Source organism: Acinetobacter sp. UBA1297, from assembly GCF_002307755.1.
In the GTDB taxonomy this organism is placed as follows: domain Bacteria; phylum Pseudomonadota; class Gammaproteobacteria; order Pseudomonadales; family Moraxellaceae; genus Acinetobacter; species Acinetobacter radioresistens.
In genome coordinates this window covers 135,064-150,573 of sequence record NZ_DBUF01000006.1, presented here as the reverse complement: position 1 = coordinate 150,573, position 15,510 = coordinate 135,064, and the positions used below count along the sequence as shown (strand labels likewise).

Here is a 15,510-nt window from a genome sequence, read left to right as displayed (position 1 = left end):
TTTCAGCTAAAAATTATTTTGAAATCGTTGCAAAATGACTTTTGAATTAAAAGGGACAGCTGCATACAAGCTCTGTCTTATAGAGGCGAAAAATTGACTGCTATTTAAGCAAGTCATTTTTAACTGGTCTGTAAGAGCTTTTGTTTCTTTTCAACAGCGAAAGCAAACAATAAAATAATTAAACCGCCAAGACTGAGCACGAATCCAACCCAGACAGGTGCTAGCCAGCCCATACCATGACTCAGTACCCAGCCTCCTAAAAAGGCGCCCAAAGCATTTGCCAGATTAAAAGCAGAATGGTTCAGGGATGCCGCAACGGCTTGTGCTTCACCAGCAACGTCCATCAGACGGGTTTGTAAAGTTCCACCTAAGCCCATAACAGTCAGGCCGATGAGAAATAGAGCTAGAAACGCAGTATATAGATCAGAAAGCATAAAACTGCCTAGCACAAAAGCTAAAGCTGAACTAATCAGAATGCCAACAATAGTTTTATTTAAATACCGGTCTGCCAGCCAGCCTGCAACCAGACCGCCAATGACCATTCCTGCTCCCCAGATTGCTAATGCTACAGGCACCACTTCAATATTTGCGCCAGTATACTCAGTCAGAATGGGTGAAACATAACTATAAACCGAGAACATCCCCCCGAAACCGATTGCACCGATGCCTAGTGTCAACCACATCTGAACATTTTTAAGTCCGGCCAGTTCTGTCTTGATACTCGCTGTAGCCTGAACCTGAATTTTTGGAATATAGAGTATGACCACTGCTACAGTTAAAAAAGCAATCAAGGCAGAGAATTCAAAACCGGTGCGCCAGCCAAACTGCTGACCTAGCCAGGTTACCAAGGGTACGCCAACCACTGTTGCCAGAGTAAGCCCTAACATCATTTGTGCAACTGCCGAAGCACGACGCGAAGGACCGGCCAGCTCTGCTGCGACCAGAGCACCCACACCAAAATAAGCCCCATGCGGTAAACCGGCAATAAAACGTGACAGCATGACAGTTTCAGTACTATGCGCTAAAGCAGTTAATCCATTCGCTATCCCATAAAATAGCATTAAACCTATTAATAATATTTTACGTGGTATCCGGGCGCCTAAAATCGCGATTACCGGCGCACCAATGGTTACGCCTAGCGCATAAGCACTAATAAAATGCCCGGCAGCTGGAACAGAAATGTTGAGATCTGCTGCAATTTCCTGAATCAGGCCCATAGCAACAAACTCAGTCGTACCAATACAAAATCCGCCAAGTGCTAAAGCGAAAATGGCAAGAAAGAGCGAATAAGATTTTTTTTCGACAGGAGAGTCTTCTACTAGAGGCATAACTACTTAAAAAAATAACAAGAACGCGAATTATAAGGAAAAATAGGTAAAAAATATAAAAAATCACTTCATATTTAGGTACTATTTTATCTATATATGAGAGTTTATTAATGAGTTTGATCAAGTCAGTACGGAACTATTAAATATTTAACGTATCTATCAGAAATATAAGCAAATTAATTCGAGTTAGAGAAATATACTAAACAAAATTTGATTTTTAATTAGCCAAAATAAAACTCTATAAAAACTTAAACTAAACAAGCTGATACATAAAGAACTTTCAACTAGTCGCATACTGAGGCTAGAACTTACGAAATAAATGATAAAGAAAATCAGGAAACCAGATGAATTATCAAATCGATGCTTTTGGAACCTTGGTATTAGCTGTACTGGTCCTGTTATTGGGCCGGTTTTTGATTCAAAGAATTAATTTCTTGAGACAGTATAATATTCCTGAACCAGTAGTAGGCGGGTTGATTGCTGCGCTTATTGCTTACCTGCTCCATAATTTTCTTAATATGAGTATAAATTTTGACAGTAATGTACAGAATATTTTTATGCTCATGTTTTTCTCGTCAATCGGTTTGAGCGCGAGTTTAGTCAAACTGAAGAAGGGCGGCGGGGCCTTGCTGGTATTTCTGGTTTGTGTAGCTTTCTATGTACTTGTACAAAATGCAATTGGCATGAGTCTGGCAACTTTATTAGGACTTGACCCGCTCATCGGCTTGATTGCCGGATCAATTACTTTAACAGGTGGTCATGGAACAGCAGGTGCCTGGGGAGAGATTCTGGAAACCGAATATGGCATTCAGGGAGCGATTGTGCTTGGTATGGCCAGTGCGACATTTGGTCTTATTATTGGGGGAGTGATGGGTGGTCCGGTCGCTAAATTTCTAATCCGGCGTCATCAACTGGCAGAAGAAATTCCCTATAACCAGCGTGATGATGAAACACCTCCTGGGCTTGAAACAGATGTTGCGCCGTTCGAGTATCCACGTAAAACCCGATTGATTACTGCCAGTAATGCAGTGACTACGCTTGGTATGTTTGCCTTCTGTATTTATGCTGCTAACTGGATGACTGATATCAGTGCAGGACAATGGTTTGAACTGCCTACTTTTGTTTGGGCACTGGCCACAGGAGTATTGCTGCGTAATATTCTGGAAAATGTTTTTAAAGTAAATATTTTTGATCGGGCTATTGATGTATTTGGCAATGCTTCATTATCTGTTTTTCTGGCAATTGCTTTGCTATCACTTCAACTCTGGTTACTGGCAGATCTGGCAGGCGCCCTGGTTGTAATACTCATTGCGCAAACAGCAGGGCTTGCCTTATTTACTATTTTTGTGACTTACCGCTTTATGGGTAAAAATTATGATGCTGCGGTTTTAAGTGCAGGGCATTGTGGTTTCGGTATGGGGGCTACACCTACAGCCATTGCCAATATTCAGGCAGTCACCAATACTTATGGCCCATCACACAAGGCTTTTCTAGTAGTACCATTATGTGGAGCATTTTTTGTTGATATTATTAATGCGGTGGTAATTCAGGGCATATTATCTTTCTTCTAATTTTCATTTAAAAAATAGACCTAATTTAAAGGTCTATTTTTTTATATTCAGTATACGCAGACTATAAATTTAAAACCAAAAGCATATAGCGACTCACAGGCCAGTTGATATCAAATCTCTTATAATAATTTATAGGTTTGTATATGCATTTAACTGGTATATAAAGATTACAGGGTTAGCATTAAACCATTATGATCGGCTTGCTTTAAGGGTAGGAATGATTATTTAGCTTTATAAAATAAGCTATTAACCTAGGTAAATTAGTAGATTTCAATATAATGGGAAGAGCGAAAGAAAGTTAAATATTCTATCTTATTTTGATTTTTTAACTGTTTGAAAATATAAAGAATAAAACTAAGTGTAATACTGTCTGAATTAAAAAACCTTCATAAAAAATAAAATAGCCAATTGTAAACAGGCTAAAGCTGGCATCAATCTGATTTTTCTGCTTGTTATCTTCAACCGGCTGAGTTTTTTCCAGAAATCTATTCTGGCCAGTTTTTCCTTGTCCATAGTCTTTTTCTGCAAATTAATATTCATATTTTGTCTTGGTACCCGAGTAGTCAAGAATATTGGCTTAATAAAATATTCATCCTGATTTTTATTAATAGAATTAACTTATTTATGAATAATAAAGAAAAATTATAATTGAGTAAAACTAATTAAATTCATGGTATATTGAATTTAATTCATTTGAATATTTTAAGTTTAATTTATGCTTGAGATTCGTCACTTAAAAACTTTACTGGCTTTACGTGAACATGGTTCGCTGGTGGCTGCTGCTAATGATTTATGCCTTACGCCGTCAGCAATTTCTCATCAGTTAAAGGAACTGGATCACTGGTATGGAACTGAAGTAGTAAATCGCCGAAGTCGCCCGGTAACTTTTTCTAATGTTGGACAGCGCCTGTTACGGCTGGCAGATGATGTTCTGCCACAGATACAGCTTGCGCAAAGTGATATAACCCGTATTGTTCATGGACAAACTGGGCGTATTATATTTTCTTCAGAATGTCATAGCTGTTTCGACTGGCTAATGCCACTTCTCAACCAGTATCGTCATCAGTACCCAGATGTAGATCTGGATTTTGCTTCCGGGTTTGAAGCTAACCCTCATGATCTTTTGCAAACTGCCGAGTTTGATCTGTTAATTACAGCTGATCCGATTGCTCTAAAAGGGGTGGAGTATTTTCCAATTTTTGAGTATGAATCTCGTCTTGTGCTTGCCAGTACCCATCCACTGGTCCGTGTTGAGCAAATTACGATACAGCAACTGGCTGAGGAAACCTTGATTACTTATCCGGTCGATAAACACCGGCTGGATATTATGGCAAAACTGTTTATTCCTGCCAATATTCAGCCCAAACACATCCGTACTACCGATCTGACCCAGATGCTGATTCAGCTGGTTGCCAGCGGACGCGGTATAGCAGCTTTACCAGACTGGGTGGTCAATGAATATGAACAGAAAGGCTGGGTCATCAGCCGTCGTCTGGAATGTGCGGGAGAGAAAGGCCTGAGACGGACTTTATATGCGGGTTATCGTACTGAAGAGAAGGAAAAGGACTATTTTGCAGGCTTTTTAAAACAGCTGCAGAAATTCTCTCATCAGCGTACACATTACTATATGTAAGTTAACCTCATGTTTAAGATGTACCAATAATAATAGATAACAGGCCTGCTGCAATTAGCGGGCCGACCGGTACTCCACGTAATACCGCTACACCGGCAACTGTTCCAATTAACAGACCAGCCACGACATCTGGCTGGTTAGACATCAGTTTTACACCACGTCCACCGAGCCACGCTACCAGTAACCCGATTCCAATTGCCAGTAATGATTTCAAACTTAGAAAAGATTTTAAAATACTTTCGCCTGGAATTTTACCGCTAGCGATCGGCGTAAGCACACCAATAGTTAAAATAATAATGCCAATATTTAAACCATGTTGCTGAAGATAGGGAAAAAACTGCTCTAGTGGCGTCATTTTGAAAATGATCAGTACCCCGGCTGCAATAGTGACAGCAGTATTATGACTAAAAATACCACAAGCCAACAAAACCAAAAGAACCATCAGGTTTACATCAAGTTGGGACATCATAAGCAAGTCAAACGTTGGGAGAAACGGACACCCATTGTACTCTCTTTCCTTAAAGGCGCTAGGGCAGGTTAAAGCTTGAGAAACGCAAGTAACCAAGACAGATCGCTAATATCAACTATGCTGTGTTTAACTAAATACTTTAAAAGGCTATAAATATTTTAAAAATAAAGAAGCTCTCCCTGAATTTCAATATGTTCAATAAAAAATTTTAACTTATATGGTTCACTTTCCAATAGTTACGATCTGCTACTTTTCATATTGTTTAAGATCAAAAAAGAAAATAATAAATTACTTATTTTATTTACCACAAGAGAGCAGATAACAATCATCAGCACATTCTTGGTAGAACTTAGCTAAAATAAACCGATTATTTTGGAGAATATCTCATGTTGCTGGAAAAAATATTGCAATCTCAAGGTTTTGGTTCACGAAAATATTGCCAGCAACTGATTAAAAGTGGAGCGATCAGTGTAAATCACGAAATTTGTGTAGATACTAAAGCAAAATTTGACCTGAAAAATTTTACTTTTAAGGTACATGGTGAAGAGTTTGAATATCGGGAAAAAGTATATATCGCATTAAATAAGCCACAAGGTTATGAATGTTCTCATCAGGCCCAATACCATTTTAGTGTATTTGATTTATTTGATCCCACTCTCCTTAATCGTGGAATCCAGTGTGTAGGCCGGCTCGATCAAGATACAACCGGGTTACTGTTGTTGACAGATGATGGTCAATTTCTACAGGCTCTGACACATCCACGTAAACATGTGGCAAAAGTATATGATTTGATAACGGTCGACCCTATTACGCCAGAACAGATCCGATTGCTGGAACAGGGCGTAGAGCTTCGTAATGATGGTATATTTAAAGCAAGCAATATAACGCAAAACAGTTCTCATCAGTTGAGTCTGGCGATTCATCAAGGTGTCTACCATCAGGTAAAACGTATGCTAGCTGCGGTAGGTAATAAAGTCGAAAAATTGCACCGTAGTAAAATCGGAGAACTTGAATTACCTATGCTTGCCGAAGGAGAATGGACTTATCTGGACCAGACACAGATTGAACTGGCAAAGTCACGTATGGTGCCATAGTAAAGTCTATCCAAAAGCTGAATCTAGGTTTTATGTATATAGGCTTGGCATGAAAAATTAATCAGACTTTGTCACTTTCCCCTAAAAGAGCATTGAGCTCTTCAAATAAGTCAGCATCATTCTCATCATCTGGTTGATAGGCTGGAGAAAGGGGAGCAGTTGCGTGCTCACTTTTCATCTTACGCAATTTGGTCAGCTGTTCCATATTAATACTGGGATTTTCAATTGCGAAAGGAATAGATTTGGTCAGTACGACTTGCTTGAAAAAAAGGCGGACTGCCTGTGCTGGTGTAATTCCCAATTGCTTAAAAACTGCAAAAGCCTGTTTTTTTTCTTGTGAGTCAAGTCGGACTTGATAAACTTCCGTTTTCCGCATGAATAATAACCAAGTTAGGAGAAAGAATTTTAGCTGTATTTTAACGCTACAAAATGTATTTTCAACGCTTTATATCAAGTAAATAATTTTTTTGTCATTACAGGTAAATTACAATAGCAGGTCAAATCCTGACTGATAGGTTTTTTTAACTAAATCTACAGGATCAATAAATGTTATTTCTTTAGCTAGTAGCTGCAAGGGCGCTGTAAAATCGTTATCTGATTTGTGCTGAACGATAGGATAAAAACTGTCATTTTGAATAGGTATTCCCAGATGATTTAGATGAACCCGTAACTGATGTTGTTTGCCTGTGCGTGGCTTCAACTGATATTTTGCCCAGTGAGCTCGAACATCTAAAAGATCAATCAATGTTTCTGTATTAGACTCTCCCTCCACTATCTGCATAGTATAAAAAGGTTCACCTTTGTCGAGACGCAGTTTTAGGTTTATCGGGAAATTAAGGTCGGGCTTAAAAGGCGCCACGGCATGGTAAGTCTTTTCTACCTTACGTTCAGCAAAGAGCTTCTGATATAAACCACGTGTTTCAGGACGTTTTGAAAAAAGTACTACACCTGCAGTTTCACGGTCGAGTCGATGAATAGGGGTGAGAGTCTCTATTCCGGTTTGTTTTTTCAAACGAACCAATAATGTTTCTTGTACATACTGCCCGGTTGGGCTCATCGTAAGGAAATGCGGTTTATCGACCACCAAAAATTCATCTGTTTCATGCAAGATGTGATGCTCAAATGGCACAGGTGTTTCCTTGGAAAGAAAACGATAGTAATAAATATGCTGATTTCCCTCATAAATACTATCAATCCTTAATTTCTGCCCATGTGTCGTATAAACCAGCCCGTCCTCGAAACGCTGCATCCATTCATTCGCATTAATATGCGGAAACTGCTGGGTTAAATGTTCATAGATGGTATTTGCCTGAGATTTTAGTGGCAGAAATACTTTACTGGCGCTAACACCATCGATCATGGGAGGTATAAAAACTGTACTAAAAGGTTTATTCATGAGAGCAATAATATATAGACAATAAGAACTGATCTTTATAAAGACCGGTCAAGATTAAAATTAATGAATATAGTATAGGGCAGCATAGGCTTTAAGGCGGGGCAATGCTATCATAATTGCAAGATTGGAACATGATGTGAGCCTTATGCAGTATACTTTTAGCCTGACTTTAAATAGTGAAGATGATACACAAAAGCTGGCTCAGGTACTGGCTCAGCATTTTAATTCAGGTGTTGTATATCTGGTCGGAGATTTGGGTGCCGGCAAGACCACACTCAGCCGTTATTTTTTGACAGCATTGGGCCATCAGGGTGCTGTAAAAAGTCCTACCTATACTTTGGTCGAGCCTTATACGATACAAGGTCGTGATGTTTTTCATTTTGATTTATATCGTCTGCATGACCCTTACGAGCTGGAACTGATGGGGATCCGTGATTATCTGGAAATTCCGGATGCGCTGTTTTTATTTGAATGGCCTTCCAAAGGTGGAAGTGAAATTCCGCAAGCTGACCTCATTATTGATATTTTAAAATCAGACGATGACCTGCAACGTCAGGTAAGTATTTCAACTGAATCGGCTGAGCTGTTTAATAAATTACGGGAAAAAATGAATGTCGCATGATGAAAGCGGTTTGCGCCGTATTCATACGCTTGATGCTGCTCTTGCAAACCAGATTGCTGCAGGTGAGGTAATTGAGCGGCCTGCTTCTGTGGTTAAGGAGTTACTGGAAAACTCGATTGATGCTGGTGCTACCGAGCTGATTATCCGGGTCGCCCAAGGTGGCAGTACTCTAATTGAAATTATTGACAACGGACGTGGAATACATCCTGAAGATCTTGCACTGGCAGTGATGCGACATGCAACCAGTAAAATCCAGTCTGCTGAAGACTTATATGCAATAGCCAGCTTGGGGTTTCGGGGTGAAGCCTTGGCTTCAATTGCTGCGGTATCACGCTTGAGTTTATGCAGTAGTCAAGATGACTCAGGTATTGGCTATCAGGTCGAAGTTAATGGTACTGCTTTTGATCACCAGGAGATTCAGGCAGTCGCAGCACAAAAAGGGACGCACATTCGTGTACAGGACTTGTTTTTTAATGTGCCTGCCCGTCGGAAGTTTTTGAAAAAACCGACCACCGAGTTCGGGCATATTGAGGAAATCGTCCGTCGCATGGCGCTTACGCATTTTGATGTGCGTTTCGTTCTTGAACATAATGACAGTATCCGTTTAAACCTGCCAATTGCTGATAGTGGAGAGCTGCGCTCTCAACGTGTCCAGCAGTTGCTGGGTCGCTCATTTACTGAAAATGCTTATTGGATTGATGCGCAAAGTATTAACATGCATCTTTCGGGTTGGCTTGGTCATCCATCTGATGCGCGTCCTCAGGCAGACTTGCAGTATGTCTATGTAAACGGAAGAATTGTAAAAGATAAAACCATCTCACATGCATTACGTATGGCATATGATGGTATTTTGCATGGCCATCAGCATGCAGGATACTTATTGTTTCTGGAAGTCGACCCAGAAAATGTCGACGTGAATGTTCATCCTACAAAACATGAAATCCGTTTTCTAAATCAACGTGAAGTTCACGAATTTGTGCGGCACTATGCAAAAGAAACCTTATCACAGTTCCAAACTGCAACTGCTGACCTTGCCCAAGCAATGAAAGCTGAATCAGTTATACATACCACGACTGGTTCTTATAACCCACAGCCGCGTCACCAGGAACAGTTTCAGTTACATCGTCCGACACAGCCCGAGGCTTCAGCTCTGGGCATAGCAGCTCCCCAAACTGAAATATCTACCGAATTACTGACCGAATTTAAGGCGAGTGCACCGCGTACTGTACAATATGCACCCCAGCGGCCTTATGCCGGCTCTCAGCAGTTAAATAACGCCTTAAAGAGTTATCTGTCACCATTAAGGGAAGAGAGTACTCAAGCGCCTGTTATTCCGGCTGCATCGGTAGTATCGGATCATGTAGATGAATTTCCATTGGGAATTGCAATTGCTCAACTGCATGGTATTTATATTTTGGCACAAAATACTGAAGGTTTAATTATTGTTGATATGCATGCAGCCCATGAGCGGATTTTGTTACAGCAAATGAAATCTGCCTGGGATCAATCTGAATTCTGGATAGCACAGCAATTACTCATTCCTAAAGTTGTTTCAATTACGCGTATGCAGGCAGCACGTATTGAAGAGTTGAAACCACAACTGGAACGTTTGGGGCTGGATATAGACCAGTATGGAGATGAGCAGGTGATAGTAAGAGGTGTTCCTGCTATTTTACAAAAAGCCGACTTCAATACATTAATACCTGAACTTTTAAATGATCTTGACCCAAGTGATGAAGCGCGCGGTCTTACGCAAAAACGTGACCAGATTCTGGCTGGTATGGCGTGCCATGGAGCAGTACGTGCACATCGGCAACTTAGTCTCTCTGAAATGAATGCATTGCTTCGTCAAATGGAACAAACTGAATTTGCCAGCCAGTGTAATCATGGCCGTCCAACTTGGCGTGCGTTTCCTTTAACTCAATTAGATAAATTATTTGCTCGAGGAGAGTAGTTGTACATGTCTAGCGTACTACCCGTCATCAATTTAATGGGCCCAACGGCAAGCGGTAAGACGACGCTGGCATGTGAGCTGTATGAACAGGGCGGATTTGAACTGATATCTGTTGACTCGGCACTAATTTATAAAGATATGGATATTGGTACAGCCAAACCTACCAAGGAAGAGCAGACTCTTTATCCGCATCATCTGATCGATATTATTAGCCCACTAGAAGTATATTCAGCTGCACAGTTTGTGGAAGATGTTTGTCCGCTCATTGATGATATACATGCCAGAGGAAAAACACCTATACTGGTAGGTGGAACTATGCTCTACTTTAAAGCTTTACTTGAAGGTCTTTCAACTAATCTACCAAATGCAGATCAGGCTATCCGTAAAACTATTGAGCAAAAGGCTGAATACGAAGGCTGGGAAGCAGTCTATGCTGAACTATGTGAAGTAGATCCTTTAGCGGGACAAAAATTTAGAGTAAGTGATAGACAGCGTATAACTCGTGCACTGGAAGTTTTTTATATCACTGGCCAGCCTATTACAAAACTACAGGCCGAACAGCCAAAAAATTTACCATATCGTTACACATTTCATAATCATGCCCTACTACCTAATCGATTAGAATTGCATGAGCGCATTGAGAAAAGATTAAAAAAAATGTGGGAAATCGGATTTTTAAATGAAGTAGAGATATTGATTAAAAAATACGATTTAAATGAAAACTTGCCTTCAATGCGTAGTGTAGGATACCGCCAAGTAATCGATTTTCTATTAAAAAGTGATAAAACTATTAAAAGTAAACATGAAATGGAGGATAAGACCTTATTTGCAACACGACAACTGGCAAAACGTCAATACACTTGGTTACGCTCTTTGCAAGAATTACACCAATTTAAAACTTACGAGACGCTTAAGCAGGCTCAACAAGACTTGCGAAACTGTTATAGATAAAGCAAAATTTAACTACTGTCTTTTTTATAATTTTTAATTGAAAAATAAAGATAGTTTTTTGCGCTGATTTTAATTTTTTTGGAGTTATAAAATGTCTAAAGGTCAAACTTTACAAGATCCGTTCTTGAATTCTCTCCGTAAAGAACGTATTCCTGTTTCTATCTTCCTTGTTAACGGTATTAAGCTACAAGGTCATATTGAATCTTTTGACCAGTATGTTGTTTTATTGAAGAATACTGTAAGCCAGATGGTTTATAAGCATGCGATTTCTACAGTAGTTCCAGCGCGTAATCCTCGTCCTGCAGGTGCACCTGCAGGAGCTCAAGGAGCTGGCGGCTTTGGTGGCGGACAAGGCAGTGGCTTTGGCGGCGGTCAAGGCGGTGGCTTTGGTGGACAAGGCGGCTTTGGTGGAGGCCATCAAGGTGGCTTTGGCGGCGGTCAAGGCGGTTTTGGCGGCGGCCAATCGACTTCAGGCTTCGATAATGACTCGAAATTTGAAGATAGCCAAGATGACGATACCAATAATCGTTAATTTATAAGTAATAAAAAAAGCTCCTTAAAAAAGGAGCTTTTTTTATTAATCAAACATTGACTTAAAAATTTTAAGTTTAGTTATTAAAAAAGACACTGGTAACAGTGTCTTTTTTAGCTTAACTAGGAGTTACTGTCCAGATTAGGTTGTTTGATTTCAACATAAGCATTGGCACGCAGTTCACGTAGCCAGCTATCAAGCTCGGTTTCAAACTGCCGCTCACCCAGAATTTGGCGGGCCATACGTTCTTGGTATTCTTCTGTCATATCCTGCTGACGAGCATCTGTCACCTGTAAAATATGCCATCCAAACTGGGTCTGGAAAGGAGCACTAACCTGGCCGACAGGAGTACTTTTCATTTTTTCTTCAAACTCAGGCACCATTACACCAGGGCTTACCCAGCCCAAACTACCACCGTCACGTGCTGATCCAGTATCTGTTGAAAAAGTAGAAGCTAATACTGTGAAATCCTCACCAGCTTTAAGACGATTATAAATATTATCAATCATGTGTTTAGCATTTTCTGGACTGACCACTTCAGATGGCTGAATCAAAATATGACGGGTCTGATACTGAGGGACTAATGCTTTTTGTTCACTTGTCTTACGTTCTAATACTTTTAGAACATGCACACCATCACGTGCCGGAATCAGTTCGGTAGTTTGGCCGACAGGTAAGGCACTTACGCGAGCTGCAAGTTCGGCAGGTATGTCTGCTAGGCTGCGAAAGCCCATATCTACACCTTCTACCTGAACCTTAGCATCTGAATATTGCTTACTGATAGCCTGAATGTCATTGCTTGTGTTTAAAGCATTTTTTACTTGCTGCGCAATACTTTCAACATTAGCAGTCTGCTTGTCTTTGGGAGTAATCCGGGCATGAATGACATGGACCTGACTACCCAGTGCCGCCTGACCTTGTGGAGATTTCAGGAAATTCTCTACATCTTGGTCGCTGATTTTGATGCGGGACATAACCTGTTGCTGGCGAAGACGATTAATTGCTAAATCTTCAGCAATACGGTTACGTAATGATTCATATGTTCCTGGAGCCATAGCATCAAGCTTTTGCTGAAAGGCTTCTAGGGTTTTTGTGCCGGACTGACTGGCAACCTTCATCACTGCTTCATTTAAACTCTTTTCATCAGGTTTAACGTTATAGCGTCGCACCTGTTCAAGCTGGGCCTGACGCAAAATCAGCTGGTCCAAAGCCTGTTTTTCCAGAAACTCCTGTGGAGGAACTTCACGTTTCTGGGTTTCCAGCTGATGTTTAAGTTCAGCTACGCCTTGTATCAAATCACTTTTTAAGATGACACCATTGTCCACAATCGCAACAACCTCATCTACAGGTTGTGCAAAGCTTTGCATTGATGAAGAAATGACTAAGGCAAGCGCAGTGGCTTTAAAGAATTGTTTAAAATACTTTGTCTTCATTAACGTTGTGTCCAAGATTGATTAATTTTACTAAAACCTAAAACGCGACTTTCAAGTAAAGAGGCCAGTTTATTATTTAGCCCCCCTAATCCCTTGAGGGTGAACTCGGCCATAACAGCGCGTTTCGGTTTAACACCCGGCTCATTGATGTCATCTAGATCATTATAATAAGAGCGGCCATATACTGACACGCCCCAACAGCAGGATTCATAATTTACACCGAGCAGATATTCACGTGCTACATCCTGATCAATGTCATATTGCACATGGCCCATAATACGCCAATTGTTATAAACAGGTTGTATAAACGATGCAACCACCTGGTCATAGCTGTCTTGGCGGTTTGGAATATCTTTGCGGTAAAAATAGCCAAGATTGTAAAGATTGCCCTGATTACCGGTGTAGTAAACCTGAAAATCTCGCTGCGAGTTTTCACCATTAGACATCCAGGCTGAATTGGCGCTAATTGTGAAATTCTGATTCAGCTGGCTACTCAGGCTGAGTACCGGACCCGTACGTTTTTCTTGGTCCAGCTCATCCTCATTATATAAAGTTACTCTGCGGTCTTCAAAGAAGTAGCTTTGTCCTACACTGGCACGCAGTCTTTCCAAACCTATCTGATCCATCAGGCTGTATGTTACGCCCAGAGAAAGAAAATTATTGTCTTCTAAGCGGTCATGTCCATAAAAGCGGTAAGGATTGAACAACTGGTCATAACTGATAGAAGCTGTAGTCGTATCAAAGTTTGGATAATCATTCTGATCTTTATACGGCGCATAAGCATAGAAAAGGCGCGGAGAAATACTTTGCAGGAAAGTTCCTTCTTTCTCAAACAGTAGGCCGGTATCGAGTGTAAATTGCGGTACTGCTACACTTTTTGTCAGAGAATCTGCTTCAATATCACGGTCTTCACGAGAGTCGCGATCATAGAAAGTGTTAATAGAGCGGAAAGATACTTCCGGAATTACAAAGGACCATGGATTGCGGTAGTTGTAACGAACCGCAAATTGGTTATAGATACGGGTACCACTACTTTCCAGAACATCTGAATCATCATTAATTGATTTTTTAAAATAGCCGGTATCATTGTTGAATTCATACTGTAGGCCCTGAGGATTTCCCCCGACGTAATTCAGCAGGAATTGAGGAAGTCGAGCGTACGGCCGGTCTTCATCCTTAATGTCTTTATCCAGTGTCTGAAAGTCTTCGACCTTAAGTTGAGCTCTCAAGCCTGGAATCTGGTTGCGATAGTTAATTACCCAGGCGCGGCGCTGGTTCAGATCGGTTTTGCTGTTTGGACTTGAATCCAGGTCGGCGAAATAGTCTTTATCAGAGACATAATTATATTCAAGATTGGTTGACCAATACGGGTTAATGACCCAGTCATGTAAAAAATGGAATTCTTTACGGTCTTCATCGTTATATTCTTTATCAGAAGGAAGATAACCTCCCCAAACACGCCCCTCACCAAAGTTTTCAGTTAAATAGCGGAACTCTCCCTCAGCCATAGGGCCACGATCAGCAAGATAGCGTGGTGTAATGGTCGCATCATAATTTGGTGCAAGATTGAGATATACCGGGACAGAGAGCTCTAGTCCACCGTCATTTGAGAAACCGAACTGGGGGTTTAAAATACCAGTTGTACGCCGGTCATCAATTGGGAAATTGAAGTAGGGCACAGCCAGCACAGGTGTATTTTTTACATATAATTTTGTTCCGGTTGTTACCCCGCGCCCGGTCTCCTGATTGAGCTCGATCCGGTCAGCCTGCAGCCTCCAGGCTGGTGCTTCACCTGGCGGGCAGGTGGTATAACTGGCATTACTGAGTATTGCAACTGTAGGGGAGGTTCGTTCAATTTTCTCTGCATGACCATGAGCATGCTGTTGCTCTGCAATATAAAAACTATTGTTCAGGTCGCCCGTCTGTGTTTTGAGGTTATAGTTAATCTGGTCACTTTGTGCTAGCAGCCCACCTTGAGCCAGTTGTACCCGACCTTGTGCATTCGCATAGGTTTGTGTCTGGTCAAGAGTGACTTTATCTGCACGGATGCTGCGCCCTTCTTGATCAATTACCACATTACCTTCAAGTGTCGAATCACCTTGCGGATTGTAATAGCCATAATCAGCAGTAATCACAGAGGTGACCTTGTCTGGATCAGGTGCGTTATTGTCCGGACTAACTGGTGTAATCCATGTGCCCTGACAAAATGCAGAACTTAAGGCCTGAGTATTTCTTAACTGTGCCTCAGGTGCACTTTTGTCAACATAATATTGTTCAAAAAACTGTTGCCCTGGGTAAGCTTCATTAATGCTTTCTTTGAGCTGGTTATTGCTTACTGTTGAAAAGGGTTCTGACTGCTCTGCATAACTTGATATGGAGCTACCACATAAAAGGGTCAAAATAGCAGTCGCTAAAGGATTAAATTTAAACTTATGCTTCATTTGTCTCATTAACCAAGTATGCTTTTCGCAATTAATTATTGTGGCATCATAGAGAAAAAGTGCAGAACTAGCTACACTTAATCCTT

At 40.9% G+C, this 15,510-nt stretch carries 13 protein-coding genes; 7 read left to right on the top strand and 6 right to left on the bottom strand.

Annotation, left to right across the window (positions count from 1 at the left end; all coding sequences use genetic code 11):
- Positions 1-119: 119 nt before the first annotated feature.
- Positions 120-1,328: an MFS transporter gene (locus B3R63_RS02370; protein ID WP_286728206.1), complete on the bottom strand. Its 1,209-nt coding sequence runs from the start codon at positions 1,326-1,328 to the stop codon at positions 120-122.
- Positions 1,329-1,672: 344 nt separating this feature from the next.
- Between B3R63_RS02370 and gltS the strand changes: the two genes are divergently transcribed.
- Positions 1,673-2,899 (top strand): sodium/glutamate symporter, encoded by a 1,227-nt coding sequence (gene gltS / locus B3R63_RS02365; protein WP_286728205.1) that lies wholly within the window; start codon positions 1,673-1,675, stop codon positions 2,897-2,899.
- A gap of 715 nt (positions 2,900-3,614) precedes the next feature.
- Positions 3,615-4,532 carry a LysR family transcriptional regulator gene (locus tag B3R63_RS02360; RefSeq protein ID WP_005405492.1) on the top strand — a complete coding sequence of 306 codons (918 nt, stop codon included), beginning with the start codon at positions 3,615-3,617 and terminating at the stop codon, positions 4,530-4,532.
- A 13-nt stretch (positions 4,533-4,545) separates the two neighbouring features.
- Here B3R63_RS02360 and B3R63_RS02355 read toward each other — a convergent pair whose 3' ends face one another.
- The gene (locus tag B3R63_RS02355; RefSeq protein ID WP_286728204.1) at positions 4,546-5,001 is read right to left on the bottom strand and encodes a DUF441 domain-containing protein; all 456 of its coding nucleotides are present in this window, start codon (positions 4,999-5,001) and stop codon (positions 4,546-4,548) included.
- A gap of 386 nt (positions 5,002-5,387) precedes the next feature.
- On the opposite strand from B3R63_RS02355, the gene B3R63_RS02350 reads away from it, so the two are divergent.
- On the top strand, positions 5,388-6,095 hold the full coding sequence (locus B3R63_RS02350; protein ID WP_286728203.1) for a pseudouridine synthase: 708 nt from the start codon (positions 5,388-5,390) through the stop codon (positions 6,093-6,095).
- Positions 6,096-6,156: 61 nt separating this feature from the next.
- Here B3R63_RS02350 and B3R63_RS02345 read toward each other — a convergent pair whose 3' ends face one another.
- Both B3R63_RS02345 and B3R63_RS02340 read right to left on the bottom strand, forming a co-directional pair.
- Positions 6,157-6,471, bottom strand: coding sequence for a type II toxin-antitoxin system RelB/DinJ family antitoxin (locus B3R63_RS02345; protein WP_005014739.1), 315 nt, complete (start codon positions 6,469-6,471; stop codon positions 6,157-6,159).
- Positions 6,472-6,579: 108 nt separating this feature from the next.
- The gene (locus B3R63_RS02340; protein WP_286728202.1) at positions 6,580-7,491 is read right to left on the bottom strand and encodes a pseudouridine synthase; all 912 of its coding nucleotides are present in this window, start codon (positions 7,489-7,491) and stop codon (positions 6,580-6,582) included.
- A 145-nt stretch (positions 7,492-7,636) separates the two neighbouring features.
- Between B3R63_RS02340 and tsaE the strand changes: the two genes are divergently transcribed.
- The 4 genes from tsaE to hfq all read left to right on the top strand — a co-directional run bounded on the left by tsaE (position 7,637) and on the right by hfq (position 11,550).
- On the top strand, positions 7,637-8,113 hold the full coding sequence (gene tsaE / locus B3R63_RS02335; RefSeq protein ID WP_005025544.1) for a tRNA (adenosine(37)-N6)-threonylcarbamoyltransferase complex ATPase subunit type 1 TsaE: 477 nt from the start codon (positions 7,637-7,639) through the stop codon (positions 8,111-8,113).
- The gene (gene mutL / locus B3R63_RS02330) at positions 8,103-10,067 is read left to right on the top strand and encodes a DNA mismatch repair endonuclease MutL (protein WP_005014736.1); all 1,965 of its coding nucleotides are present in this window, start codon (positions 8,103-8,105) and stop codon (positions 10,065-10,067) included. The genes tsaE and mutL overlap by 11 nt, the downstream gene beginning before the upstream one ends.
- A 6-nt stretch (positions 10,068-10,073) precedes the next feature.
- A complete protein-coding gene (gene miaA, locus B3R63_RS02325) occupies positions 10,074-11,018 on the top strand; it encodes a tRNA (adenosine(37)-N6)-dimethylallyltransferase MiaA (protein ID WP_286728201.1) in 945 nt (314 codons plus the stop codon).
- A gap of 91 nt (positions 11,019-11,109) precedes the next feature.
- On the top strand, positions 11,110-11,550 hold the full coding sequence (gene hfq / locus B3R63_RS02320; protein ID WP_286728200.1) for an RNA chaperone Hfq: 441 nt from the start codon (positions 11,110-11,112) through the stop codon (positions 11,548-11,550).
- A 122-nt stretch (positions 11,551-11,672) separates the two neighbouring features.
- Here the strand turns inward: hfq and B3R63_RS02315 are convergent, their stop codons facing one another.
- Both B3R63_RS02315 and B3R63_RS02310 read right to left on the bottom strand, forming a co-directional pair.
- Positions 11,673-12,983 carry a peptidylprolyl isomerase gene (locus B3R63_RS02315; RefSeq protein WP_286728199.1) on the bottom strand — a complete coding sequence of 437 codons (1,311 nt, stop codon included), beginning with the start codon at positions 12,981-12,983 and terminating at the stop codon, positions 11,673-11,675.
- Positions 12,983-15,424 (bottom strand): LPS-assembly protein LptD, encoded by a 2,442-nt coding sequence (locus B3R63_RS02310; protein ID WP_286728198.1) that lies wholly within the window; start codon positions 15,422-15,424, stop codon positions 12,983-12,985. Before B3R63_RS02310 ends, B3R63_RS02315 begins: the two co-directional genes overlap by 1 nt.
- Positions 15,425-15,510 lie beyond the last annotated feature (86 nt).

Coding starts and splice junctions, on each gene's coding strand:
- gltS (WP_286728205.1), top strand. CDS start 1,673: ATGAATTATCAAATCGATGCTTTTGGAACCTTGGTATTAGCTGTACTG.
- B3R63_RS02370 (WP_286728206.1), bottom strand. CDS start 1,328: ATGCCTCTAGTAGAAGACTCTCCTGTCGAAAAAAAATCTTATTCGCTC.
- B3R63_RS02350 (WP_286728203.1), top strand. CDS start 5,388: ATGTTGCTGGAAAAAATATTGCAATCTCAAGGTTTTGGTTCACGAAAA.
- B3R63_RS02310 (WP_286728198.1), bottom strand. CDS start 15,424: ATGAAGCATAAGTTTAAATTTAATCCTTTAGCGACTGCTATTTTGACC.
- hfq (WP_286728200.1), top strand. CDS start 11,110: ATGTCTAAAGGTCAAACTTTACAAGATCCGTTCTTGAATTCTCTCCGT.
- miaA (WP_286728201.1), top strand. CDS start 10,074: ATGTCTAGCGTACTACCCGTCATCAATTTAATGGGCCCAACGGCAAGC.
- B3R63_RS02355 (WP_286728204.1), bottom strand. CDS start 5,001: ATGATGTCCCAACTTGATGTAAACCTGATGGTTCTTTTGGTTTTGTTG.
- tsaE (WP_005025544.1), top strand. CDS start 7,637: ATGCAGTATACTTTTAGCCTGACTTTAAATAGTGAAGATGATACACAA.
- B3R63_RS02345 (WP_005014739.1), bottom strand. CDS start 6,471: ATGCGGAAAACGGAAGTTTATCAAGTCCGACTTGACTCACAAGAAAAA.
- B3R63_RS02360 (WP_005405492.1), top strand. CDS start 3,615: ATGCTTGAGATTCGTCACTTAAAAACTTTACTGGCTTTACGTGAACAT.
- B3R63_RS02315 (WP_286728199.1), bottom strand. CDS start 12,983: ATGAAGACAAAGTATTTTAAACAATTCTTTAAAGCCACTGCGCTTGCC.
- mutL (WP_005014736.1), top strand. CDS start 8,103: ATGTCGCATGATGAAAGCGGTTTGCGCCGTATTCATACGCTTGATGCT.
- B3R63_RS02340 (WP_286728202.1), bottom strand. CDS start 7,491: ATGAATAAACCTTTTAGTACAGTTTTTATACCTCCCATGATCGATGGT.